The 18,226-nt window shown below is 61.1% G+C and carries 14 protein-coding genes and 1 pseudogene; 12 read left to right on the forward strand and 3 right to left on the reverse strand.

The window, feature by feature from the left end; genetic code table 11:
- Positions 1-124 precede the first annotated feature (124 nt).
- From otsA to HDG37_RS03170, 4 genes are all read left to right on the forward strand, one after another.
- Complete coding sequence (gene otsA, locus HDG37_RS03155; RefSeq protein WP_184044186.1) at positions 125-1,558, forward strand: alpha,alpha-trehalose-phosphate synthase (UDP-forming); 1,434 nt, start codon at positions 125-127, stop codon at positions 1,556-1,558.
- A gap of 149 nt (positions 1,559-1,707) precedes the next feature.
- Positions 1,708-1,929 (forward strand): hypothetical protein, encoded by a 222-nt coding sequence (locus HDG37_RS03160; RefSeq protein ID WP_184044188.1) that lies wholly within the window; start codon positions 1,708-1,710, stop codon positions 1,927-1,929.
- A gap of 334 nt (positions 1,930-2,263) precedes the next feature.
- The gene (locus tag HDG37_RS03165) at positions 2,264-3,388 is read left to right on the forward strand and encodes a mechanosensitive ion channel family protein (RefSeq protein WP_184044190.1); all 1,125 of its coding nucleotides are present in this window, start codon (positions 2,264-2,266) and stop codon (positions 3,386-3,388) included.
- 256 nt (positions 3,389-3,644) lie between these two features.
- A complete protein-coding gene (locus HDG37_RS03170) occupies positions 3,645-4,889 on the forward strand; it encodes a sodium:proton antiporter (RefSeq protein ID WP_184044192.1) in 1,245 nt (414 codons plus the stop codon).
- Positions 4,890-4,983: 94 nt separating this feature from the next.
- Here the strand turns inward: HDG37_RS03170 and HDG37_RS03175 are convergent, their stop codons facing one another.
- Positions 4,984-6,723, reverse strand: a complete 1,740-nt coding sequence (locus HDG37_RS03175; RefSeq protein ID WP_260332720.1) for a penicillin-binding protein 2 — start codon at positions 6,721-6,723, stop codon at positions 4,984-4,986.
- 646 nt (positions 6,724-7,369) lie between these two features.
- Between HDG37_RS03175 and HDG37_RS40235 the strand changes: the two genes are divergently transcribed.
- The gene (locus tag HDG37_RS40235; RefSeq protein WP_409259884.1) at positions 7,370-7,777 is read left to right on the forward strand and encodes a BspC domain-containing protein; all 408 of its coding nucleotides are present in this window, start codon (positions 7,370-7,372) and stop codon (positions 7,775-7,777) included.
- Positions 7,778-7,826: 49 nt separating this feature from the next.
- A pseudogene (locus HDG37_RS38985) lies at positions 7,827-8,021 on the forward strand (transposase); the annotation flags it as partial.
- A gap of 210 nt (positions 8,022-8,231) precedes the next feature.
- Here HDG37_RS38985 and HDG37_RS03180 read toward each other — a convergent pair.
- Positions 8,232-9,065 carry a serine hydrolase gene (locus HDG37_RS03180; RefSeq protein WP_184044194.1) on the reverse strand — a complete coding sequence of 278 codons (834 nt, stop codon included), beginning with the start codon at positions 9,063-9,065 and terminating at the stop codon, positions 8,232-8,234.
- A gap of 847 nt (positions 9,066-9,912) precedes the next feature.
- Positions 9,913-10,392 (reverse strand): group II intron maturase-specific domain-containing protein, encoded by a 480-nt coding sequence (locus HDG37_RS39960; RefSeq protein WP_311540910.1) that lies wholly within the window; start codon positions 10,390-10,392, stop codon positions 9,913-9,915.
- Between HDG37_RS39960 and HDG37_RS03190 the strand changes: the two genes are divergently transcribed.
- From HDG37_RS03190 to HDG37_RS03215, 6 genes are all read left to right on the forward strand, one after another.
- Positions 10,384-10,614: a hypothetical protein gene (locus HDG37_RS03190; protein ID WP_184044196.1), complete on the forward strand. Its 231-nt coding sequence runs from the start codon at positions 10,384-10,386 to the stop codon at positions 10,612-10,614. The genes HDG37_RS39960 and HDG37_RS03190 overlap by 9 nt on opposite strands.
- Positions 10,615-10,951: 337 nt before the next feature.
- Entirely contained in the window at positions 10,952-11,452 is a 501-nt protein-coding gene (locus HDG37_RS03195; RefSeq protein WP_184044198.1) for a hypothetical protein, read from the forward strand.
- Between the two features lie 10 nt (positions 11,453-11,462).
- Positions 11,463-11,924, forward strand: coding sequence for a hypothetical protein (locus HDG37_RS03200; protein ID WP_184044200.1), 462 nt, complete (start codon positions 11,463-11,465; stop codon positions 11,922-11,924).
- Positions 11,925-12,389: 465 nt separating this feature from the next.
- Positions 12,390-13,235: an IclR family transcriptional regulator gene (locus HDG37_RS03205; RefSeq protein WP_184044202.1), complete on the forward strand. Its 846-nt coding sequence runs from the start codon at positions 12,390-12,392 to the stop codon at positions 13,233-13,235.
- Between the two features lie 432 nt (positions 13,236-13,667).
- Positions 13,668-15,065 carry an MdtA/MuxA family multidrug efflux RND transporter periplasmic adaptor subunit gene (locus HDG37_RS03210; RefSeq protein ID WP_184044204.1) on the forward strand — a complete coding sequence of 466 codons (1,398 nt, stop codon included), beginning with the start codon at positions 13,668-13,670 and terminating at the stop codon, positions 15,063-15,065.
- A gap of 23 nt (positions 15,066-15,088) precedes the next feature.
- Entirely contained in the window at positions 15,089-18,223 is a 3,135-nt protein-coding gene (locus HDG37_RS03215; RefSeq protein WP_184044206.1) for an MdtB/MuxB family multidrug efflux RND transporter permease subunit, read from the forward strand.
- The last annotated feature ends 3 nt before the right edge of the window (positions 18,224-18,226 follow it).

An 18,226-nucleotide genomic window follows, 5' to 3' on the forward strand; every position in this document is an offset into this window, starting at 1 on the left:
AAGAACGGACGCTTGGTAAAGGCGGTTTTGTCCTCGCGACAAGCGGTAGCGCTGGGCAAATCGGACCGGCTGATAACACGCTCACGCCCTTGCCTTGCGCTGTGGTATCCAACCGGGGGATTGAGTGAGCCGTCTTGTTGTTGTTTCGAATCGCACTGCTGACCTCCGGAAGGCCGCAGCGGGAGGTCTCGCTGTTGCGGTAAAAGAGAGTCTGCAGCAGACAGGTGGGATGTGGTTTGGCTGGAGCGGCAAGATTCGCGACGCGGCACCCGAATCTAACAGCGAGACCAACGTCAAACTGCAAACAGTCGGGAACATACAACTGGCGACGCTTGACCTGAACCAGCAGGATTACGATAGCTACTATCTGGGATACGCGAACGATGTTTTATGGCCAGTATTCCACTACCGGCTGGACCTTGCGAATTTTGACGTACGATTCGCGGCAGGGTACCGGCGGGTCAACCAGCTGTTCGCGCGAAAGCTGCTACCGTTGCTCAGGCCCGACGACATCATCTGGGTCCATGACTATCACCTGATCCCCCTTGCTGCCGAACTCAGAGCGATGGGGTGCGGCAACCGGATCGGATTCTTTCTGCATGTCCCGATGCCACCGCCTCTCATCATGGCGGCCATTCCAGAGCACGAATGGCTCATGCGTTCACTATTCGCCTACGATCTGGCCGGCTTCCAGAGCGAAGCGGATGTAACGCATTTTACGCACTACGTAGAGTCCGAAGCCGGCGCTGACGCGCTACCCGGCGCACAGCTTCGGGCCTTCAATCGCACGTTGCGGGTCGGGGCGTATCCGATAGGAATCGACGTCGATGAGTTCGCCGCTCTCGCGCAGGACCGGGAGGGTGTCGAAATGTTCGATCGTATGCGACAGGAGTACTCCCGACGCCGCCTGCTTCTCGGCGTCGACAGGCTGGATTACTCAAAGGGTCTGCCGCAGCGCGTGCACGCGTTTCGTGAGCTTCTCGCGAACTACCCCGAGAACCGCAACAGTGCAACACTCATCCAGATCGCGTCCCCGAGCCGGGAAGACGTGGGTGCCTATGACGATCTGCGCCGCGAGATGGACAGCCTCTGCGGCGCGATAAACGGTGACTTCGGCGAACTTGACTGGATGCCGGTTCGTTATATTCATCGCAACGTCGCCCGTAGGCGGCTACCGGGACTATATCGCGCAAGCCGCGTCGCGCTTGTCACGCCACTGCGCGATGGGATGAACCTGGTCGCCAAGGAGTTTATCGCCGCGCAGGACCCAGGCGATCCCGGCGTGCTGGTTCTCTCCCGATTTGCCGGCGCAGCGGAACAATTGAAAGAAGCTCTTCTTGTGAATCCGTACGATACGCACGGGACAGCGCACGTCATTCAGCGTGCGCTGACGATGTCAATCGAAGAACGGATCAGTCGTCACGCAGCATTGATGGGGCGGATTCGCCAGTTCGATGTGCACTGGTGGAGTTCGAGTTTTCTGAGGGATCTCTCGGCTGCTGAGCGCAGTGACGACAGTGAACCGGTGCTGGGACATTCAGCCGATCGCGCGAGCTAACCGACGGCGATTGGCGCATCGTGCCGCCCTACGCCGACGACGCAATCGGCTCGAGTACCCACGCGACATCGCGTTGCAGCCCCTCTGAAGAGCACATGCAGACTGATTGCGTGACAACTGATGTAACAAACGAATGTTGAGGTGCCGCGATGCAGTACGAATATGGAACATTTCACATCGATTGCCGGGCGCACCGCGCTAACGATGGTCGTTACGTTGCGAGAGCCAGAATCAGTCGCGGACCGGGCGACGCGGAAGACCGCGTCGAAACGCATGATTCAGGTGATATCGATTCGTTCGCCGACGAGGCCGATGCCATATCTTGCGCGAAAGCGTGGGCTATCAAATGGTGCGACGAAAACTGGGACTGAGCCGCGCTCGGCGGTTCCGCATACTTGACGATGGAGACCGACATGGCTGAGCGGCGAGAGCAGCTTGACGAATACAACGGCTTCGTCGTGCCGGCCAAACCAGCCTGAATGCATCGAGTTTCTCAGGAAATGCACGACACTGGATTTCTGAAGAGGTGAGCCGGACGAGCGCCCGGGCCGCGCCAGATCGAGTCAACGGGGAATGTGCATCCACGCCACCGACTCGAGCTGATTGGGGAACTATCTTCCTGGAGGCCTGACAGACTGGTACGAGCGCTTACACCGCTCACGTCTATAAGTTCCGTCACGCGGAATCAATTGGGGAGGAAAATCGATGAAAAAGTGGCTCGACCTGAACGCGTTTCTAGGTATCCCTGCCAGCGAGTGGGTCTATGCGGCGATCGCGACCATCGTCAGCTACCTGGCGTTGATCTATCTGCTGAAGTTCGCCATCACGCGACTTTCGATGCTGTCCCAACGAACGTCGACCCGTCTCGACGATATGCTGGTTCAGGTCATTGAAGGCACGCACCGGCTTACGCTACTCGCGGCAGCAGCGCTGGTCGGCACGAAGTTTCTGACATTGCCGGACAGCTGGGACGCCCGTCTTGGCCATCTGTGGTTTCTCATCATCGGTTTTCAGCTGGCCCTGTGGATAAACCGTGGCGTGACGCTATGGACCGAGAGACGGCTGAAAGCGACAGAGACGCTCGCCCACAATCCGGTCATCACGACCATGCTGTCGTGGACGTTGCGCGCGCTGCTGTGGTCCGTTCTTATGCTGGCGGTGCTCGCCAACATGGGCGTGAACATCACCGCGTTTGTCGCGAGCCTGGGTGTGGGTGGTGTTGCCGTCGCACTCGCGGTACAAAGCATTCTGAGTGATCTTTTCGCATCGCTGGCCATCGGACTCGACAAGCCATTCGAGATTGGCGACTTCATCGTCTTCGGTGAGATTGCCGGGAGCATCGAGCACATCGGACTCAAGACCACGCGCATCCGGAGTCTGAGTGGAGAACAGATCGTTTGCAGCAATACCGAACTGCTGAAAAACACGATTCACAACTACAAGCGAATGGCCGAGCGGCGCATTCTGTTCAATTTCAGGGTGACATACGATGCGAGTCCCGAGCAATTGCGCGCCGTTCCTGCCATGGTACAGAAGGCAGTCGAATCCGCCGGAAAGACCCGCTTTGATCGTGCGCATTTCAAGGGGTTCGGCGACAGCTCGCTCGATTTCGAAGTCGTGTATTACGTCACCGATCCCGCCTACAACCTGTACATGGACATACAGCAGGGCATCAATCTCGAGTTGATGACGCAATTTGGTAGACGGGGTATTGAATTCGCTTTCCCGACGCGCACGCTCCACGTCGTGAGCAAGCAACAGGCGGAGGACGGTGCAAAGAGGTCATCGTTCGCACCGCAAGCGGAATTGGCTACTCGAGTGGCACAATAAACGCTTCCGAATACCGCCCGGGCCGTTCATGAGCGTGTTCGGGTTAATGCCTGGGACAGGATTTCAGGCGTCTGGCTGCCCCACGCGTCTGCCGGATGACCTGTTTGGCAACCGCGCAAACTCCCGTTTCCCAAGGCACGGCTGAAGTCCGGATGCAGAAAATTCAACATAGATTTCCCTTCCGAATCCGATCACATGATCCAGCGCCCCTGGTCCGCTCAACCCAGCCCAGAACCTTCATCCCCCACCACGCCGCATGCTCGACATCATTGCCATCTGTCTGGTCGTCACCGCGCTACTGGCGTATGTGAATCACCGCTTTCTGAGGCTTCCGACGACGATCGGCGTCATGGTAACGGCGCTCGGACTCTCGCTGGCGATCGTTGGACTGGACGCGCTTGGCGTCGCGCACGGTCTGCGCGTTGCAGAAGAGCATCTCGTCAACTCGATCAATTTCAGTGAGGTGCTTCTGCAAGGCATGCTGTCGCTTTTGCTGTTCGCCGGCGCGATGCATGTGGATTTACGCAAGCTGAAGGCTTTCCGGAACCAGATCATCAGTCTGGCTGTGCTCAGTACGGCGACCTCCACTCTGCTGATCGGATTCGCGATGTGGAAACTGCTCCCCCTTTGCGGAGTCGAACTCGCGCTGCCCTTCTGCCTGCTGTTCGGCGCCCTGATTTCGCCGACGGACCCCGTCGCGGTGATGGGCATCCTGAAGTCCGCAGGCGCGCCCGAAGGCCTGAAGGTGGTCATTACTGGAGAGTCGCTCTTCAACGACGGCGTCGGGGTCGTGCTTTTCTCTCTGCTGCTCACGATGGCCAGCACGGGCGTCACTCCATCCGTCCAGACGGGGTTGGCTGCATTTATCCTGGAAGCCGGCGGCGGCCTGCTATTCGGCGGGGTCGTAGGCTATCTGACATATCGGCTGCTCAAAAGCGTCGACCATTACCAGGTCGAAGTCCTGATGACGCTCGCATCGGTGATCGGCGGCTACGCGCTCGCTAATCATCTGCATGTCTCCGGGCCACTCGCCATGGTGGTTGCGGGCGTGATGATCGGCAACCGCGGCCGCGCCGACGCGATGTCCGAGACGACCCGGCGATACGTGGACATGTTCTGGGAGTTGATCGACGAGATTCTGAATGCCGTTCTTTTTGTATTGATCGGCATGGAGGTTCTGCTCGTCGAGTTCCCCGGCAGGATACTACTCGCTGGCGCCGGTGCGGCACTTGTCGCACTGCTCGCGCGACTGGTGTCGGTGGGACTGCCTGTCATGCTGCTTGGGCGGGCGTCCCGGCTACCGAGAGGAGCGTGGAGCGTGCTTACATGGGGCGGGCTGCGTGGTGGCATTTCCGTTGCGCTGGCACTATCGATTCAGCCTGGACCGGGGCGCGACATCGTCCTCGCGTTGACGTACTGTGTGGTCGTTTCGTCGATCCTGGGTCAGGGGCTCACGGTTGGCTGGATTATCCGTCGGGCAGCAGGCGTCAAGGAAGAATGAAAACGGTCGGTATGCGGTGGCCAGTTACGACAAAAGGATTGCCAGGCGTCGACCGCTAACGACAGCGCGTGAGACGCGATCTCGAGCATATCGTCTATGTGACCGGCCCTGGCTTGTCCTGCACAAATTGTGCGCCAGGATCATCAGGCGTCACGCCCAGAAGATTCATGGTCTTCGCCGCGATATCCGAGAAGGCAGGTCCTGCGACTGCGCCGCCGAAATGCGAGCCCACGTGGGGCCGGTCGATCGACACCGCGATGATCACCCTCGGATGTTGTGCCGGGACAATCCCAACGAACGACGCCCGATACTGACTGCGGTCGTAGCCGCGCGCGGTCCAACGGTATGCGGTTCCGGTCTTGCCTGCGGCCGTATAGCCCGGTACGGCTGCCTGTGGTGCTGTACCGCCCTCGGACACCACGGACTCAAGCATGGTGAGCACTTCCGCCGCGACGCGTGGCGAATAAACGCGTCGACCATGCACCGGCATACCATGTCGCGGATGAATCGTAGCGGGTACAAACAGACCTTCATTGCCGAATACCGTGTACATCTGCGCCAGTTGCAGCAACGATGCGGACAGACCGTAGCCGTACGACATCGTTGCCTGCTCGATCCGCCGCCAGTTCTGGTAAGGACGCAGCGTGCCGGTTGCCGCGCCCGGCAACCCCGCGCGCGGCGCCCGACCCAGCCCGACAGCATGGAAGTTGTTCCACATGTCGTGTGGCTTCATCAGCAGCGCGATTTTTGTCGTGCCCACGTTGCTTGACTTCTGCACGACGCCGCTAACCGTCAAAGTGCCGAAGTTCTTGTCGTCGTGAATCACGGCCCCGTCGAGTCGCAGCCTTCCACCGTTGGTCGGTACCACGGAGCGAGGCGATACCTCATTGCGTTGCAACGCCAGTGCGATCGTCAGGGGCTTCATGACCGAGCCCGGCTCGAACACATCGGTGACAGCGTGGTTGCGGACAGCCTCGCCCGCTCTGCCGCGGCGGGTATTCGGATCGAAACTCGGCCAGTTTGCCATTGCGAGAATCTCGCCAGTATGTGCATCCAGAACGATCGCCGAGCCTGAGTGCGCATCGGTGCGCTCAACGGCGTCGCCCAGCGCCTTGAACGTCGCATACTGGATCGGCTGATCAATGGTGAGCTGCACGTCCTCGCCAGCAACGGGTGGTTGCAACGCAAGTGTTTCGATGACCTGCCCTCTGGCGTTTCGCAGAACGCGGCGACTTCCATTGCGACCGGTCAGGAGGCGATTATCGACTTTTTCAATGCCCTCCAGACCATTACCGTCGACGCCAGCGAAACCGGTGACATGCGCCACAATGCTGCCTTCCGGATAGTAGCGACGGTAATCTGGTTGGGCATAAACGCCCGGCACATCGAGAAGCATCGCCCGCTGCGCAACATCTAGGGGCACCTGCCGCTTGAGGTAGACAAATGATTTGTGGGACGCCGCCATTGCGCCGATCCGGTCCGCGTCAATGTCGAGCAACTTACCCAGTGCAGATGCCTGGTCGGACGAGACCGTGTCCGCACCGTCCGCATCCAGCCATAACGTGCGCGTCGGAAGGCTGACCGCCAGCGCTCTCCCGTCGCGGTCGAGAATGCGTCCACGCATCGCATGAATGCTGAACTCGCGCACCTGTCGAAGTTCCCCCTGCTTCTGATAAAACCTATCGTTGATCCCCTGCACCCACGCCGCTCGCGCAGCGAGGACGACAAACCCCAATGAGAAAGCCGCTCCCAGCGCGTGCGAACGCCAACGCGGCAGCACATGTGGTCTGGTCGAAATTGGCGAAAAATTGATGGACTTGGAGCGGAAACGCATTGAGTGATTTCAGAGGAGATGACCTTCGCCGCCTGGACGGGAACGACCGCCAACATGGGCAGTACGAGGAAGCATCGGAGCCTAGGATCTCCGAAATACTAGCACGAGCCCCTCTGCGCTCGATCTCTACCGCACACAGCCTTTCACAAACGACATATAGATGTGATCTGTCGAGCGCTCCTGAAAGAACTGCACGCGAGTGCGCCCCATTGCGCGAGCTACCGTCACGCCAACGGGTACGCCACGAAAGAAAGTCTTACCTTGCAATCGCACACCGTCTCCGGAGCGCGAACGGTGCAATTTGCGCGTGCTACGCTTCCAGCGTTCGGTGATGCATTCGACCACGGATGACACGTCCAGCTCAGTCGCGCCCGAGTAAATGGGTGCACCTTCAAACACATCATGCGTTCGTGAACACGATATGAGCATGGCGCATCCCAATGCCGCGGCAAGCATCCAGTTCCTTCTCGTTCGGCGGTGATGCGAGTATCGCTCCGCTCCGGCAATCCCGACTCGCAGCACTGCTGCGCAATTGTCATGGGCATCCCCGCTTCGGGCAAAGCGTGCAGAAAGCCGGTTTAAGGCTGCGTGTATACTCACGGTTTGTTGCCCTATGGATAAGTGCCCCCTGCGGGCTTGCTACCGAATGAAGGTTATCACTAGTCTTTTTTTTCTGGTCGTATGTTGCTGGACCTATCACCTGGCTCATGCGCAACCGAAACCCTCACCACTAGCCGACTACGCCTTTCTCAGACGCATCCATGTTCGCGAAGCGGTCGTAAATTGCATCGCGGCGTTCGACCAATGGGTTCGAACCGGGCAGCGCTACGATTCAATTATCGTCTCGGCGGGCAATGCGTTACACGCAAAAGTATTGCCCGGGAGAGGCGCGCAAGAATCAGGGCAATCGGCAACACTCGATGCAACGGTAGATATGCCTGCAGTCGCCAAGCTTCGACAAAAGTATGTGTGGATTCCCGTCACGGCTTCCTGTGGTGTCTGGAAGAAGCACGTCGTTTCCTTTTCACTTAGGCCTAGAGAGCGACGCCAATAAAAGCGCACGCTGGCTGCCGTTGCACTTCGCTGCGCCGAATTTGACCTTGATGAACAAAGACGCGCCGCAGCGGCGATACGAACTACGCGAGATGTTCAACGCGCTTCGCTGGATCGCGCGCGCGTGTTCGATGGCGTCTGTTGCCCAAATGACTTCCCGCCGTGGGAGATGGTCTATCAGCAAACGCCACGCTGGATTCGGGCGGGGTTGTTTCGAGGCCATAGTCAGCGACCAGCGTTCGATCCGTCAACAACATCGCAATCCGGGCGTGCGGCAAAATCTACCTGCCGTCGCTAGCTCGCGAAACTTGTTTCATTGACACACCGCTGGAATAACAGTTCGATCGCCGACCCGAACTGTGAGGCCGTCGCGCAAAACCGCGCAAATCAGTCAACGGTGGGCGTTGCGAAACGTAACCTCGGCGACGGACGTAACGCCCCAGCGCGTTGCGCGCTCAGCGGTGGCGCATGGTTCGGATCCAGCGCCGCAGCTCGACCGCGTCCTGAAAGTGCGCGTGCGGATTCGGAGCGCCGAGCAGCACGATCACCATCATGTGTCCACTCACCGGCGTCATCACGATCAGGCAATGACCGGCCTCGTTCGTAAAGCCTGTTTTTTGCAGCGCAACGTGCCATGACGCGCGATGCACGAGCGGATCGGTGTTGTGATACATCAGCGGACCGTCGCCGCCAAGAACGACTTGCCTATGGGACGTCGAATACGATTGTATCTTCGGATACCGGTACGCGGCGCTTGCGAGTTTCACCAGATCGCGCGCGCTCGATACGTTCTGCGGCGACAGTCCGGTCGGATCGACGAAATGGCTGTGAGTCATATGCAGACGCCGCGCCTTGCGATTCATCGCTTTGACAAAGCCGGCACGTCCGCCCGAATAATCACGGCTCAGCGCAAATGCCGCGCGATTCTCCGACGACATCAGCGCGATATGCAGCATCGTTCGACGCAGCAGCAGCGAGCCGACCGGCAGGCGCGAGCGCGACCACTTCAAGCGGTCGACATCGGCGTCCGTGATGCGTGACGGTTTGACCAGCGAGCGTTTCGAGTCGATCACCACCATTGCGGTCAGAAGTTTGGTCAACGACGCAATCGGGAGGCGCTGATCCGCATGCTTCATATACAGCGCGCGCCCGGTCGTCAGATCGACGACCATCGCAGCGCGCGCGAGCACCGCGGGTTTCGCCACGACGCGTTTGATATGACGGGCGCGCGCCATCGCGGGACCGGCGAATAAGGAGAACAGAACCAGGATCAGGACGCACGCACGCATGTCCCGACGCTCACGAAACATCTGCGGGACGTATTGCCTGCTGCGCGAGCCGGGCGCTCCCGGTCCGTGGCCGCGCGAGTGGCGGCGAGCAAAGCGCCGGCGCATCCGTCGCGTGGACGCAAGAGGTCGAACGGAAAAACAGAAGTTTGCCGGTGCGTGCTGCCGGCACTTCGAATGTGGGAAAACTCATGAAGGAACGGCGGGAAGCGGTGATATTGAACGACGGCGACTCGGCTCGCGTGCCGTCACGAATGAAGAGAGGCCGGACCCGATGCCAACTTTGCATGGCGACGCCCGCCACGCTCATTCGCTACGCACGCGTCGCGAAGCTCGGGCTTGTTCGGATACCGCTGTCGGTGCGCTTGCCTAACATCTGTCCGCGCATGCCTTCGGGGCGACCGTGTCTTCGGAGGCGTAACCGTAGAGATCGAAACTTAAGCGAAACTTAAAACGTCAATCGATTCACAGGGTCGGCACCGCGAAAGCGAAGCCCGGGGTCAAGCGTGAGAACTCAGTAATGGTCAGCGTGCGCGTTCCGCAACCGGCCCGGACGGCCCGCCGCGGCAGCGAGCTTGGTGATCGGGATCACCTGCCGCGAATATAGGACATTCCGAAAACAAAAGGATGCCCACTCGAGACCGGCGTGATCGGCGGGATCATCGTGGCTGGCTGAGACCCCCTTCCAAGGTCGAGCGCGCCGTGCCAATCGTGGCTTGAGCAGTTTCCTCTAGTGTGCGTTCACGACGAGCGTCCGTTCGGTGCTGTTATGAGGTGAGTAGACCCGGGGAGTTGCACCCCGAGTCTCTCGCAGAACCGAACGTGAGCCTCTTAACTCATTCGGCTCCCGTTATCCGACCGATACGCCGACGACACGCCAGTGGACAAACAACCTGGGGTGGGTGAACTTCATCTTGCGTAGCCATTCTGCACTACGTCGCTTGCGCTGCCGCAGCCTCCTGTACTTTCGTCGAGTCCACCGCATAAGCCGTAGGTCGATGTAGCCGAAGAGGCTGTGCATCGCCGCCCGGTAGAACGCCCCATGGTAGTTCCGCCACCCTTGTATCGTCGTGTTGCATTGCTGCGCAAGTTCATCCAGCGTCGCCGATGTTCGTCGGTGTATTCGCCAACTTCGCACGTGCTGTCTCATCCGCTTTAAGGCTTCGCTGCTCACCGCTGGCAGAAAGCCAGTAAATCGCCGCTGGTGTTTGCTCAATGCCCCTCCCGGTCTAAACGTAAAACCGAGGAACGTAAACTGCACGTTCGGATAAGTGCCAGTGCGATTGCTGTCCTTGCAATACACGATCTTCGACTTCTCCAGATGCATCATCAACCCAATCCAGATTGGGGAGTTGAGTGCGCTGCTGACGCTTGCGTGACATCACATCAGTATGAACTGGCAGCCTTGGGTTATTACAAGCTCGATGCAGCTGAGCCGAGAATCGCATCGAAGGTAGCGTACTGTGAATGGATGCTTGGCCACGACGAAGAGGCATTCAATCGCCTCACGTCGCTTGGCGAAGAACTTGACGCAGATGGTGAGGCCTTCTGAGCGAGTTGATCCGTACTCGCTATGGCGACAAAAATCGTAGTGCACACATGGAGGCGAGTTGGCCGTGCCTTAAGGCCGTTACGACGGCTGATTTTGTACCGCTTTTGGCTGCCGAGGCACGCGCACGTGGTTGGTGGCCTGGAGACGCTGAAAATCGCGACAGAGGCGCCGAGAAATCGAGAGGCTGCTTTCTCTTCATCCGACCAGTCAGCGCATTCGCCTAGAAGTTTTTAACGAGTTGCGATGCTCCGACTCTCCGGCTGAGGAACGATACGCATTGTTGCGCGGTTGGAACAGTAGCGACCTAATCCCGAGGTTCCAATGGGAATCTGCTTGTGTGGCTGCTGAAGTGCGAAAATTCGACGAGGCAATCGATTACCTCCGCCAACTGGAAAAGAGAGAGCGTCAAAGCGCACGCCCCTCACAGAACCTACTTCTGAATATCGACCTCGCGCGGTGCGATATCACAGTTCGCTCTGCTGACGCTCCCGATTTATCTGGCTACGATGCAATTCTGAGCGGCACTACGCTCGACGGGGAAAATAGCGCGCGCGTTGTCCGTGCAGCACTTGCGGCCGCCTGCAGTTTCACCCCGGAACGGGTTGCCGAGCTGTGCGATGGTTTGCTCAATGCACTCAAATCGACCGAGTATGGATTCCCGATCGATGCTTCAGCGCTGTTCAACGAGCCGTATCCCGTCAGTGGTCAAGAAGGGGACGACTATGCCCATACCTGGCCGTTCGGCAACCTCTTTCCCCCATCGAGATATTCTTCTCGCAACTACACAAGGCCACGCGATCGCGTTCCTCCGCGCCGCTTTCGCCGCGTCAAAAATTAATGAAAACCATATGGACGACGATGTAGAACCGGAACTCCCAGCGGGATTCTGGGATGACATCGAAGCGCTTATTGGAAATAGTACAGGAGATGATTCTGAGCTCGGTGGCAAACTTTTGTCACTCCAAAATGCCGCTCGCGCGCATCGCCACAGTCCCAACTGGACTGCGTTAGGGCAGTCTTGGATAAAATCCGAGATACTTCGCAGCCCCGATGACTATGCCGTCACTTACGGATGGCTGACCCTGAAGGCAGCGGCACGAACCGCCACCTCTGCACGAACCTTTACCTCTGGAGTTCTCAAGCAATTGCGCGATAGCGCAATTGAGGCGCCCCAAGCGTATGACTTGGTTGAACCACTCGTGGAAATCCGCATTCGCGCTCGTGATCTCGGCGTTGAGACAAAGTGCTCCGGTTTGCATCGCCGAGGCAGAGCAGCAATCTGTCACCATTATTGGCGCATTGCACAATAAAAATACGCGTCGCCGCAGACTTTGTTGAATCTGAACCGCTCTCCCTCACTTCCCGCAAACTTTGTTGTGCACCCATAACAAAAAAAAAAGCGTCACGTTGCCGTGACGCCTTAAAAAGTTCTAGCCATTCCGAGGGCCGTGCTAGAACCTGAGAGAAGGTCATTCGAAAGGCGTAAGCGCATTGGACGGGCAATCGATCCTGGATTTTGGGATTTTTCCGCTCCCGAGCACCAAAATGCAGCGGAGACAAGCGACTTTCGAAATGCGGTTCCATTTTTTATGGTTATGCTGACTAAGTCAAGCAAAAAGATGTAGTCGACCATCGATCGGCAATTTCTTCCGATACAATGACTTTTCTTAAAAATGTATGAATGGGTGCCCCGGTTTGGAGATGTCCCTGCCTCCGTGAGCGGCCGTCAACAGGTTATCGCACGAACAATTTGAAATGCTGTTCCATAAAAACGCATGAACCGATCCACTCCCAACCAACCCATCGCCGCCAAGGTCCCCGCCAGCAAAGACCGAGACGGTCCAGGCGATGAAGTCACCGCGCTCGCGCGCGGCCTGACCGTACTGCGCGCCGTCGCCGCCGCGCATGCACCACTCAGCAATCGCGAACTCGCCGAGTTGACCGGCATCCCGAAGCCCACCGTGTCGCGCATCACCGCGACGCTCGTGGGCACCGGTTTTCTGCTGCGACTACCCGACAGCGAGCGCTTCGTGCTGACCTCGTCGGTGCTCGAACTGAGCAACGGCTTTCTGCGCAACTTCGACATCCGCTCGCGCGCGCGGCCGTTTCTGATCGAACTCGCGGAACGCACCGCGTTGTCGGTGCATCTGGCGGTGCGCGACCGCTACGACATGGTCGTCATCGACGCGATCCGGCCGCGTTCGGCGGTGCTCGTGTCGCGACTCGAAATCGGCTCGCGCATGAGCCTGACGCGCACCGCCGTCGGCCGGGCGTACCTCGCGGCGCTCGCGCAACCGGACCGCGACCGTCTACTGGTCGGCCTGCAGACGGCCGAAGGTGACGATTGGGGCTATATCGGCAGCCGTCTCGCAAGCGCGATCCAGGACACCCTCGAGCGCGGCTTCGCAATCGCCACCGGCGAGTGGTACAACGGGCTGAACGCGATCGCGCTCGGCTTCGTCGGGCCGTCGGGCGAGCGCTACGCGGTCAATTGCGGCGGCTCGGCCGACCAATGTCCGCGCGACTGGCTGATCGCGCACGCCGCGCCCGCGCTGCTCGAATGCATCGACAAGATCGTCCTGGAGATCGGCGGCACGCCGGGGCGCCGGCTCGACGAATAAGCCGTCGGCGGCAACGGGCGCCAAACGGCGCCCCGCGCGGAGCGAACGCGGCGCCAGCCGCCCGTGATCTGCGAGAGTGGCGACGGCGGCCCGCCCTCGCCCGACGATGCGCCGACATGCTGTAACCTTCGTAATCAACCGAAAAATACGCGGCTGGACTGTTACAGACGCCGCAACGTACGATCACGCATCCCGTCGCGGGACCGCGCGCCGCGAGCCGCGAGCGTCGTCGAAACGACCGCGTCCAGCCGTGATGATTCCGCATTGCGTTAACATCCCTGTCCCGCGCCTCGGGTAGCATCGCGCTGAACATTGCGCGGCGCCCGCCGCCACGACCGCCTGACATGCCGCCCATGTGCCGGCCCACCGCCTTCGAATGGCGGCGAGCGCATCGGCGGCTCACATCATCAAGCCAGCCACCCGACCGAACCGATGGACGAACAACAAAAGCACCCGGAAACTCAACGCCCTGCCGCTTCCCAGCCGTCCGCGAACGGCGCGCAATCGAGCGCGCCCGGCGCGGTGAAACGCCACCGCGGCCGCACTGTCGCGCTGATCGTCGCGGCGCTGGTCGTGCTCGGCGTCGTGCTGTGGCGCTGGCATCCGTGGGGCGGCCCCGGCAGCGGCGCGAGCGCGCCGGGGGCGGCGAGCGGCGCGCGCAGCGGCCGCTTCGGCCGTGGCGGTCAGAACGCGATGGCCAACATGGCGCAGCCGGTGCACGTCGCCGCCGCGACGCAGGGCGAGATGCCGGTCGTGCTGACCGCGCTCGGCACGGTCACGCCGCTCGCCACCGTCACCGTGCTGCCGCAACTGAGCGGCGTGCTGCAGGACGTCTATTTCAAGGAAGGCCAGATGGTCAGGAAGGGCGACGTACTGGCCCAGATCGACCCGCGCCCGTACGAAATTTCGCTGCGCAACGCGGAGGGCACGCTGGTGCGCGACGAGGCGCTGCTCGCCACCGCGCGTCTCGATCTGAAGCGCTATCAGACGCTGCTCGCGCAGGACTCGATCGCGAGTCAGCAGGTCGACACGCAGGCGTCGCTGGTACGGCAATACGAAGGCACGGTGAAGTCCGATCAGGCGAACATCGACAGCTTCAAGCTCGACCTCGTGTACGCGCGCATCACCGCGCCGGTGTCGGGGCGCGTCGGTCTGCGCCAGGTCGACCCGGGCAACTACGTGACCTCGGGCCTCACCAACGGCATCGTCGTGATTACGCAGCTCGATCCGATCAGCGTGCTGTTCACGACCTCCGAAGACAATCTGCAGCAGATCATCCAGCACACGCAGAACGGCGAGTCGCTGTCGGCCACCGCGTACGACCGCAGCAACACGCATCCGCTCGAAGTCGGCTCGCTAAAGACGATGGACAATCAGATCGACACGACCACCGGCACGATCAAACTGCGCGCGATCTTCGAGAACAAGGACAACGGCCTGTTCCCGAACCAGTTCGTCAACACTCGCCTGCTCGTCGATACGATCAGGAACGCGGTGATCGTGCCGACCTCGGCGGTGCTCAACGGCTCGATGGGTAGCTTCGTGTACGTCGTGAAGCCCGACAACACGGTCACCGTGCGCCAGGTCAAGGTCGGCCCGGTCGACGGCGAGCGCACCAGCATCCAGTCGGGCCTCGCGGTCGGCGAGCGCGTCGTGATCGACGGTTCGGACCGGCTGCGCGAAGGCGCGAAGATCACGATTCCGGCCGAGCGGCCGCGTGGCGCGTCCGGCGCATCGGCCGCATCCGGCGCGCACGGCGCGAGCGCTCCGGCGAGCGCCTCGGCCGCGCACGCGCATCGCGGCCGGCACGCGGCGCAAGCATCGCAATAAAGTAAAGGCACGGCACATACCGCATGAATCCATCCCGCGCTTTTATTCTGCGTCCTGTCGGCACCGCGCTGCTGATGGCGGCGATCATGCTGGTCGGCCTCGTCGCGCTGCGCTTTCTACCGCTGTCCGCGCTGCCCGAGGTCGACTATCCGACGATCCAGGTGCAGACCTTCTATCCGGGCGCGAGCCCGGACGTGATGACGTCGTCCGTGACGGCGCCGCTCGAGAGGCAGTTCGGGCAGATGCCGTCGCTGAACCAGATGTCGTCGCAAAGCTCGGCCGGCTCGTCGATCATCACGCTGCAGTTCAGCCTCGACCTGCCGCTCGACATCGCCGAGCAGGAGGTCCAGGCGGCGATCAACGCGGCGGGCAACCTGCTGCCGTCCGACCTGCCCGCGCCGCCGATCTACGCGAAGGTCAACCCGGCCGACGCGCCGATCATCACGCTCGCGATCACGTCGAAGACACTGCCGCTCACGCAGGTGCAGGATCTCGCCGACACGCGTCTCGCGCAGAAGATTTCGCAGGTCGCCGGGGTGGGTCTCGTGAGCCTGTCGGGCGGCCAGCGCCCGGCGATCCGCATTCAGGCGAACCCGCGCGCGCTCGCCGCGTACGGCCTGAATCTCGACGACCTGCGCACCACGATCTCGAACCTGAACGTCAACACGCCGAAGGGCAATTTCGACGGTCCGACGCGCAACTACACGATCAACTCGAACGACCAGTTGACCGACGCCGACGAATACAAGAGCGCCGTGGTCGCGTACAAGAGCGGCCGTCCGGTGATGCTGACCGACGTCGCGAGCATCGTGGCGGGACCGGAGAATACGAAGCTCGGCGCGTGGGTCGACAACACGCCCGCGATCATTCTGAACGTGCAGCGCCAGCCAGGCGCGAACGTGATCCAGGTGGTCGACAGCATCAAGGCGCTGCTGCCGCAGCTGCAGCAGTCGCTGCCCGCCGCGCTCGACGTCGAGGTCGTCACCGACCGCACCACGACGATCCGCGCGTCGGTGCGCGACGTGCAGTTCGAACTGGCGATGTCGGTCGTGCTGGTCGTGCTGGTGATGTACCTGTTCCTCGCCAACATCTACGCGACGATCATTCCGAGCCTGTCGGTGCCGCTGTCGCTGATCGGCACGCTCGCGGTGATGTACCTGTGCGGCTTCTCGCTCGACAACCTGTCGCTGATGGCACTGACCATCGCCACCGGCTTCGTCGTCGACGACGCGATCGTGATGATCGAGAACATCGCGCGCTACGTCGAGCAAGGCGACACGGCGCTCGAAGCCGCGCTGAAGGGCTCGAAGCAGATCGGCTTCACGATCATTTCGCTGACGGTCTCGCTGATCGCGGTGCTGATTCCGCTGCTCTTCATGGGCGACGTGGTCGGGCGCCTGTTCCACGAATTCGCGATCACGCTCGCGGTGACGATCGTCATCTCGGCGGTCGTGTCGCTGACGCTCGTGCCGATGATGTGCGCGAAGCTGTTGCGCCACACGCCGCCGCACGACAGTCACCGTTTCGAGGCGAAGGCGCACCGCTTCATCGACTGGGTGATCGCGCGCTACGCGGTCGCGCTCACGTGGGTGCTGAACCGTCAGCGCTCCACGCTGGTCGTCGCGGTGCTCACGCTGGTACTGACCGGCCTGCTGTACGTGTTCGTGCCGAAGGGCTTCTTCCCGGTGCAGGACACCGGCGTGATCCAGGCGATCACGCAGATGCCGCAGTCGGTGTCGTTCGCATCGATGGCCGAGCGTCAGCAGGCGCTCGCCGACCAGATCCTGAAGAACCCGGACGTCGAAAGCCTGACCTCGTTCATCGGCGTGGACGGCAGCAACATCACGCTGAACAGCGGCCGCATGCTGATCAACCTGAAGCCGCGCGACGACCGCAGCAATACCGCGAGCGAGGTGATCCGCCAGTTGCAGAAAGACGTCGCGCATATTCCGGGCGCGTCGCTGTACATGCAGCCGGTGCAGGATCTGACGATCGACTCGACCGTCAGCCCGACGCAGTATCACTTCATGCTGACCGATCCGAACATCAGCGAATTCACCACGTGGGTGCCCAAGCTGGTCGACCGGTTGAAGCAGTCGCCCGAGCTCGCGGACGTCGCGACCGATCTGCAGGACAACGGCCGCTCGGTATTCATCGAGATCGACCGCGCGACCGCCGCGCGCTTCGGCATCACACCGGCCACGATCGACAACGCGTTGTACGACGCGTTCGGCCAGCGCATCATTTCGACGATCTTCACGCAGTCGAACCAGTACCGCGTGATTCTCGAAGCGCAGCCGACGATGCAGCACTACACCACGTCGCTGAACTCGATCTACCTGCCCTCTTCCACGTCGACGGGCGGCCAGGTGCCGCTGTCGTCGATCGCGAAGTTCATCGAGCAACCCGCGCCGCTGCTCGTCACGCACCTGAGCCAGTTCCCGGCCACCACGGTGTCGTTCAACCTCGCGCCGGGTTCGTCGCTCGGTGCGGCCGTCAAGGCGATCCAGCAGGCCGAGAAGGACGTCGGTCTGCCCGCGTCGTTCCAGACGCGCTTCCAGGGCGCGGCGCTCGCGTTCCAGGCGTCGCTCGCCAACGAGCTGTTCCTGATCCTCGCGGCGATCGTCACGATGTACATCGTGCTCGGCGTGCTGTACGAGAGCTTCATCCATCCGATCACGATTCTGTCGACGCTGCCGTCGGCCGGCGTCGGCGCGCTGCTGGCGCTGCTGATCACCGGCCACGATCTCGACATCATCGGCATCATCGGCATCGTACTGCTGATCGGTATCGTGAAGAAGAACGCGATCATGATGATCGACTTCGCGCTCTACGCCGAACGCGAGGAAGGCAAGCCGCCGCGCGAGGCGATCTACCAGGCGTGTCTGCTGCGCTTCCGGCCGATCCTGATGACCACGCTCGCCGCGCTGCTCGGCGCGCTGCCGCTGATGCTCGGCACCGGCGCGGGCTCGGAGCTGCGCCGGCCGCTCGGTATCGCGATCGCCGGCGGCCTGATCGTGAGCCAGTTGCTGACGCTGTTCACGACGCCGGTGATCTACCTCGCGTTCGATTCGCTCGGCCGCCGGCTGCGCGAGCGCTTTAACCGCGGCGATTCGTCCGGTAGCGCCACGCCGCCCGCCACCGATGCAGGGAACTGAGCG

Source organism: Paraburkholderia sp. MM5384-R2 (genome assembly GCF_014201025.1).
GTDB lineage: Bacteria > Pseudomonadota > Gammaproteobacteria > Burkholderiales > Burkholderiaceae > Paraburkholderia > Paraburkholderia tuberum.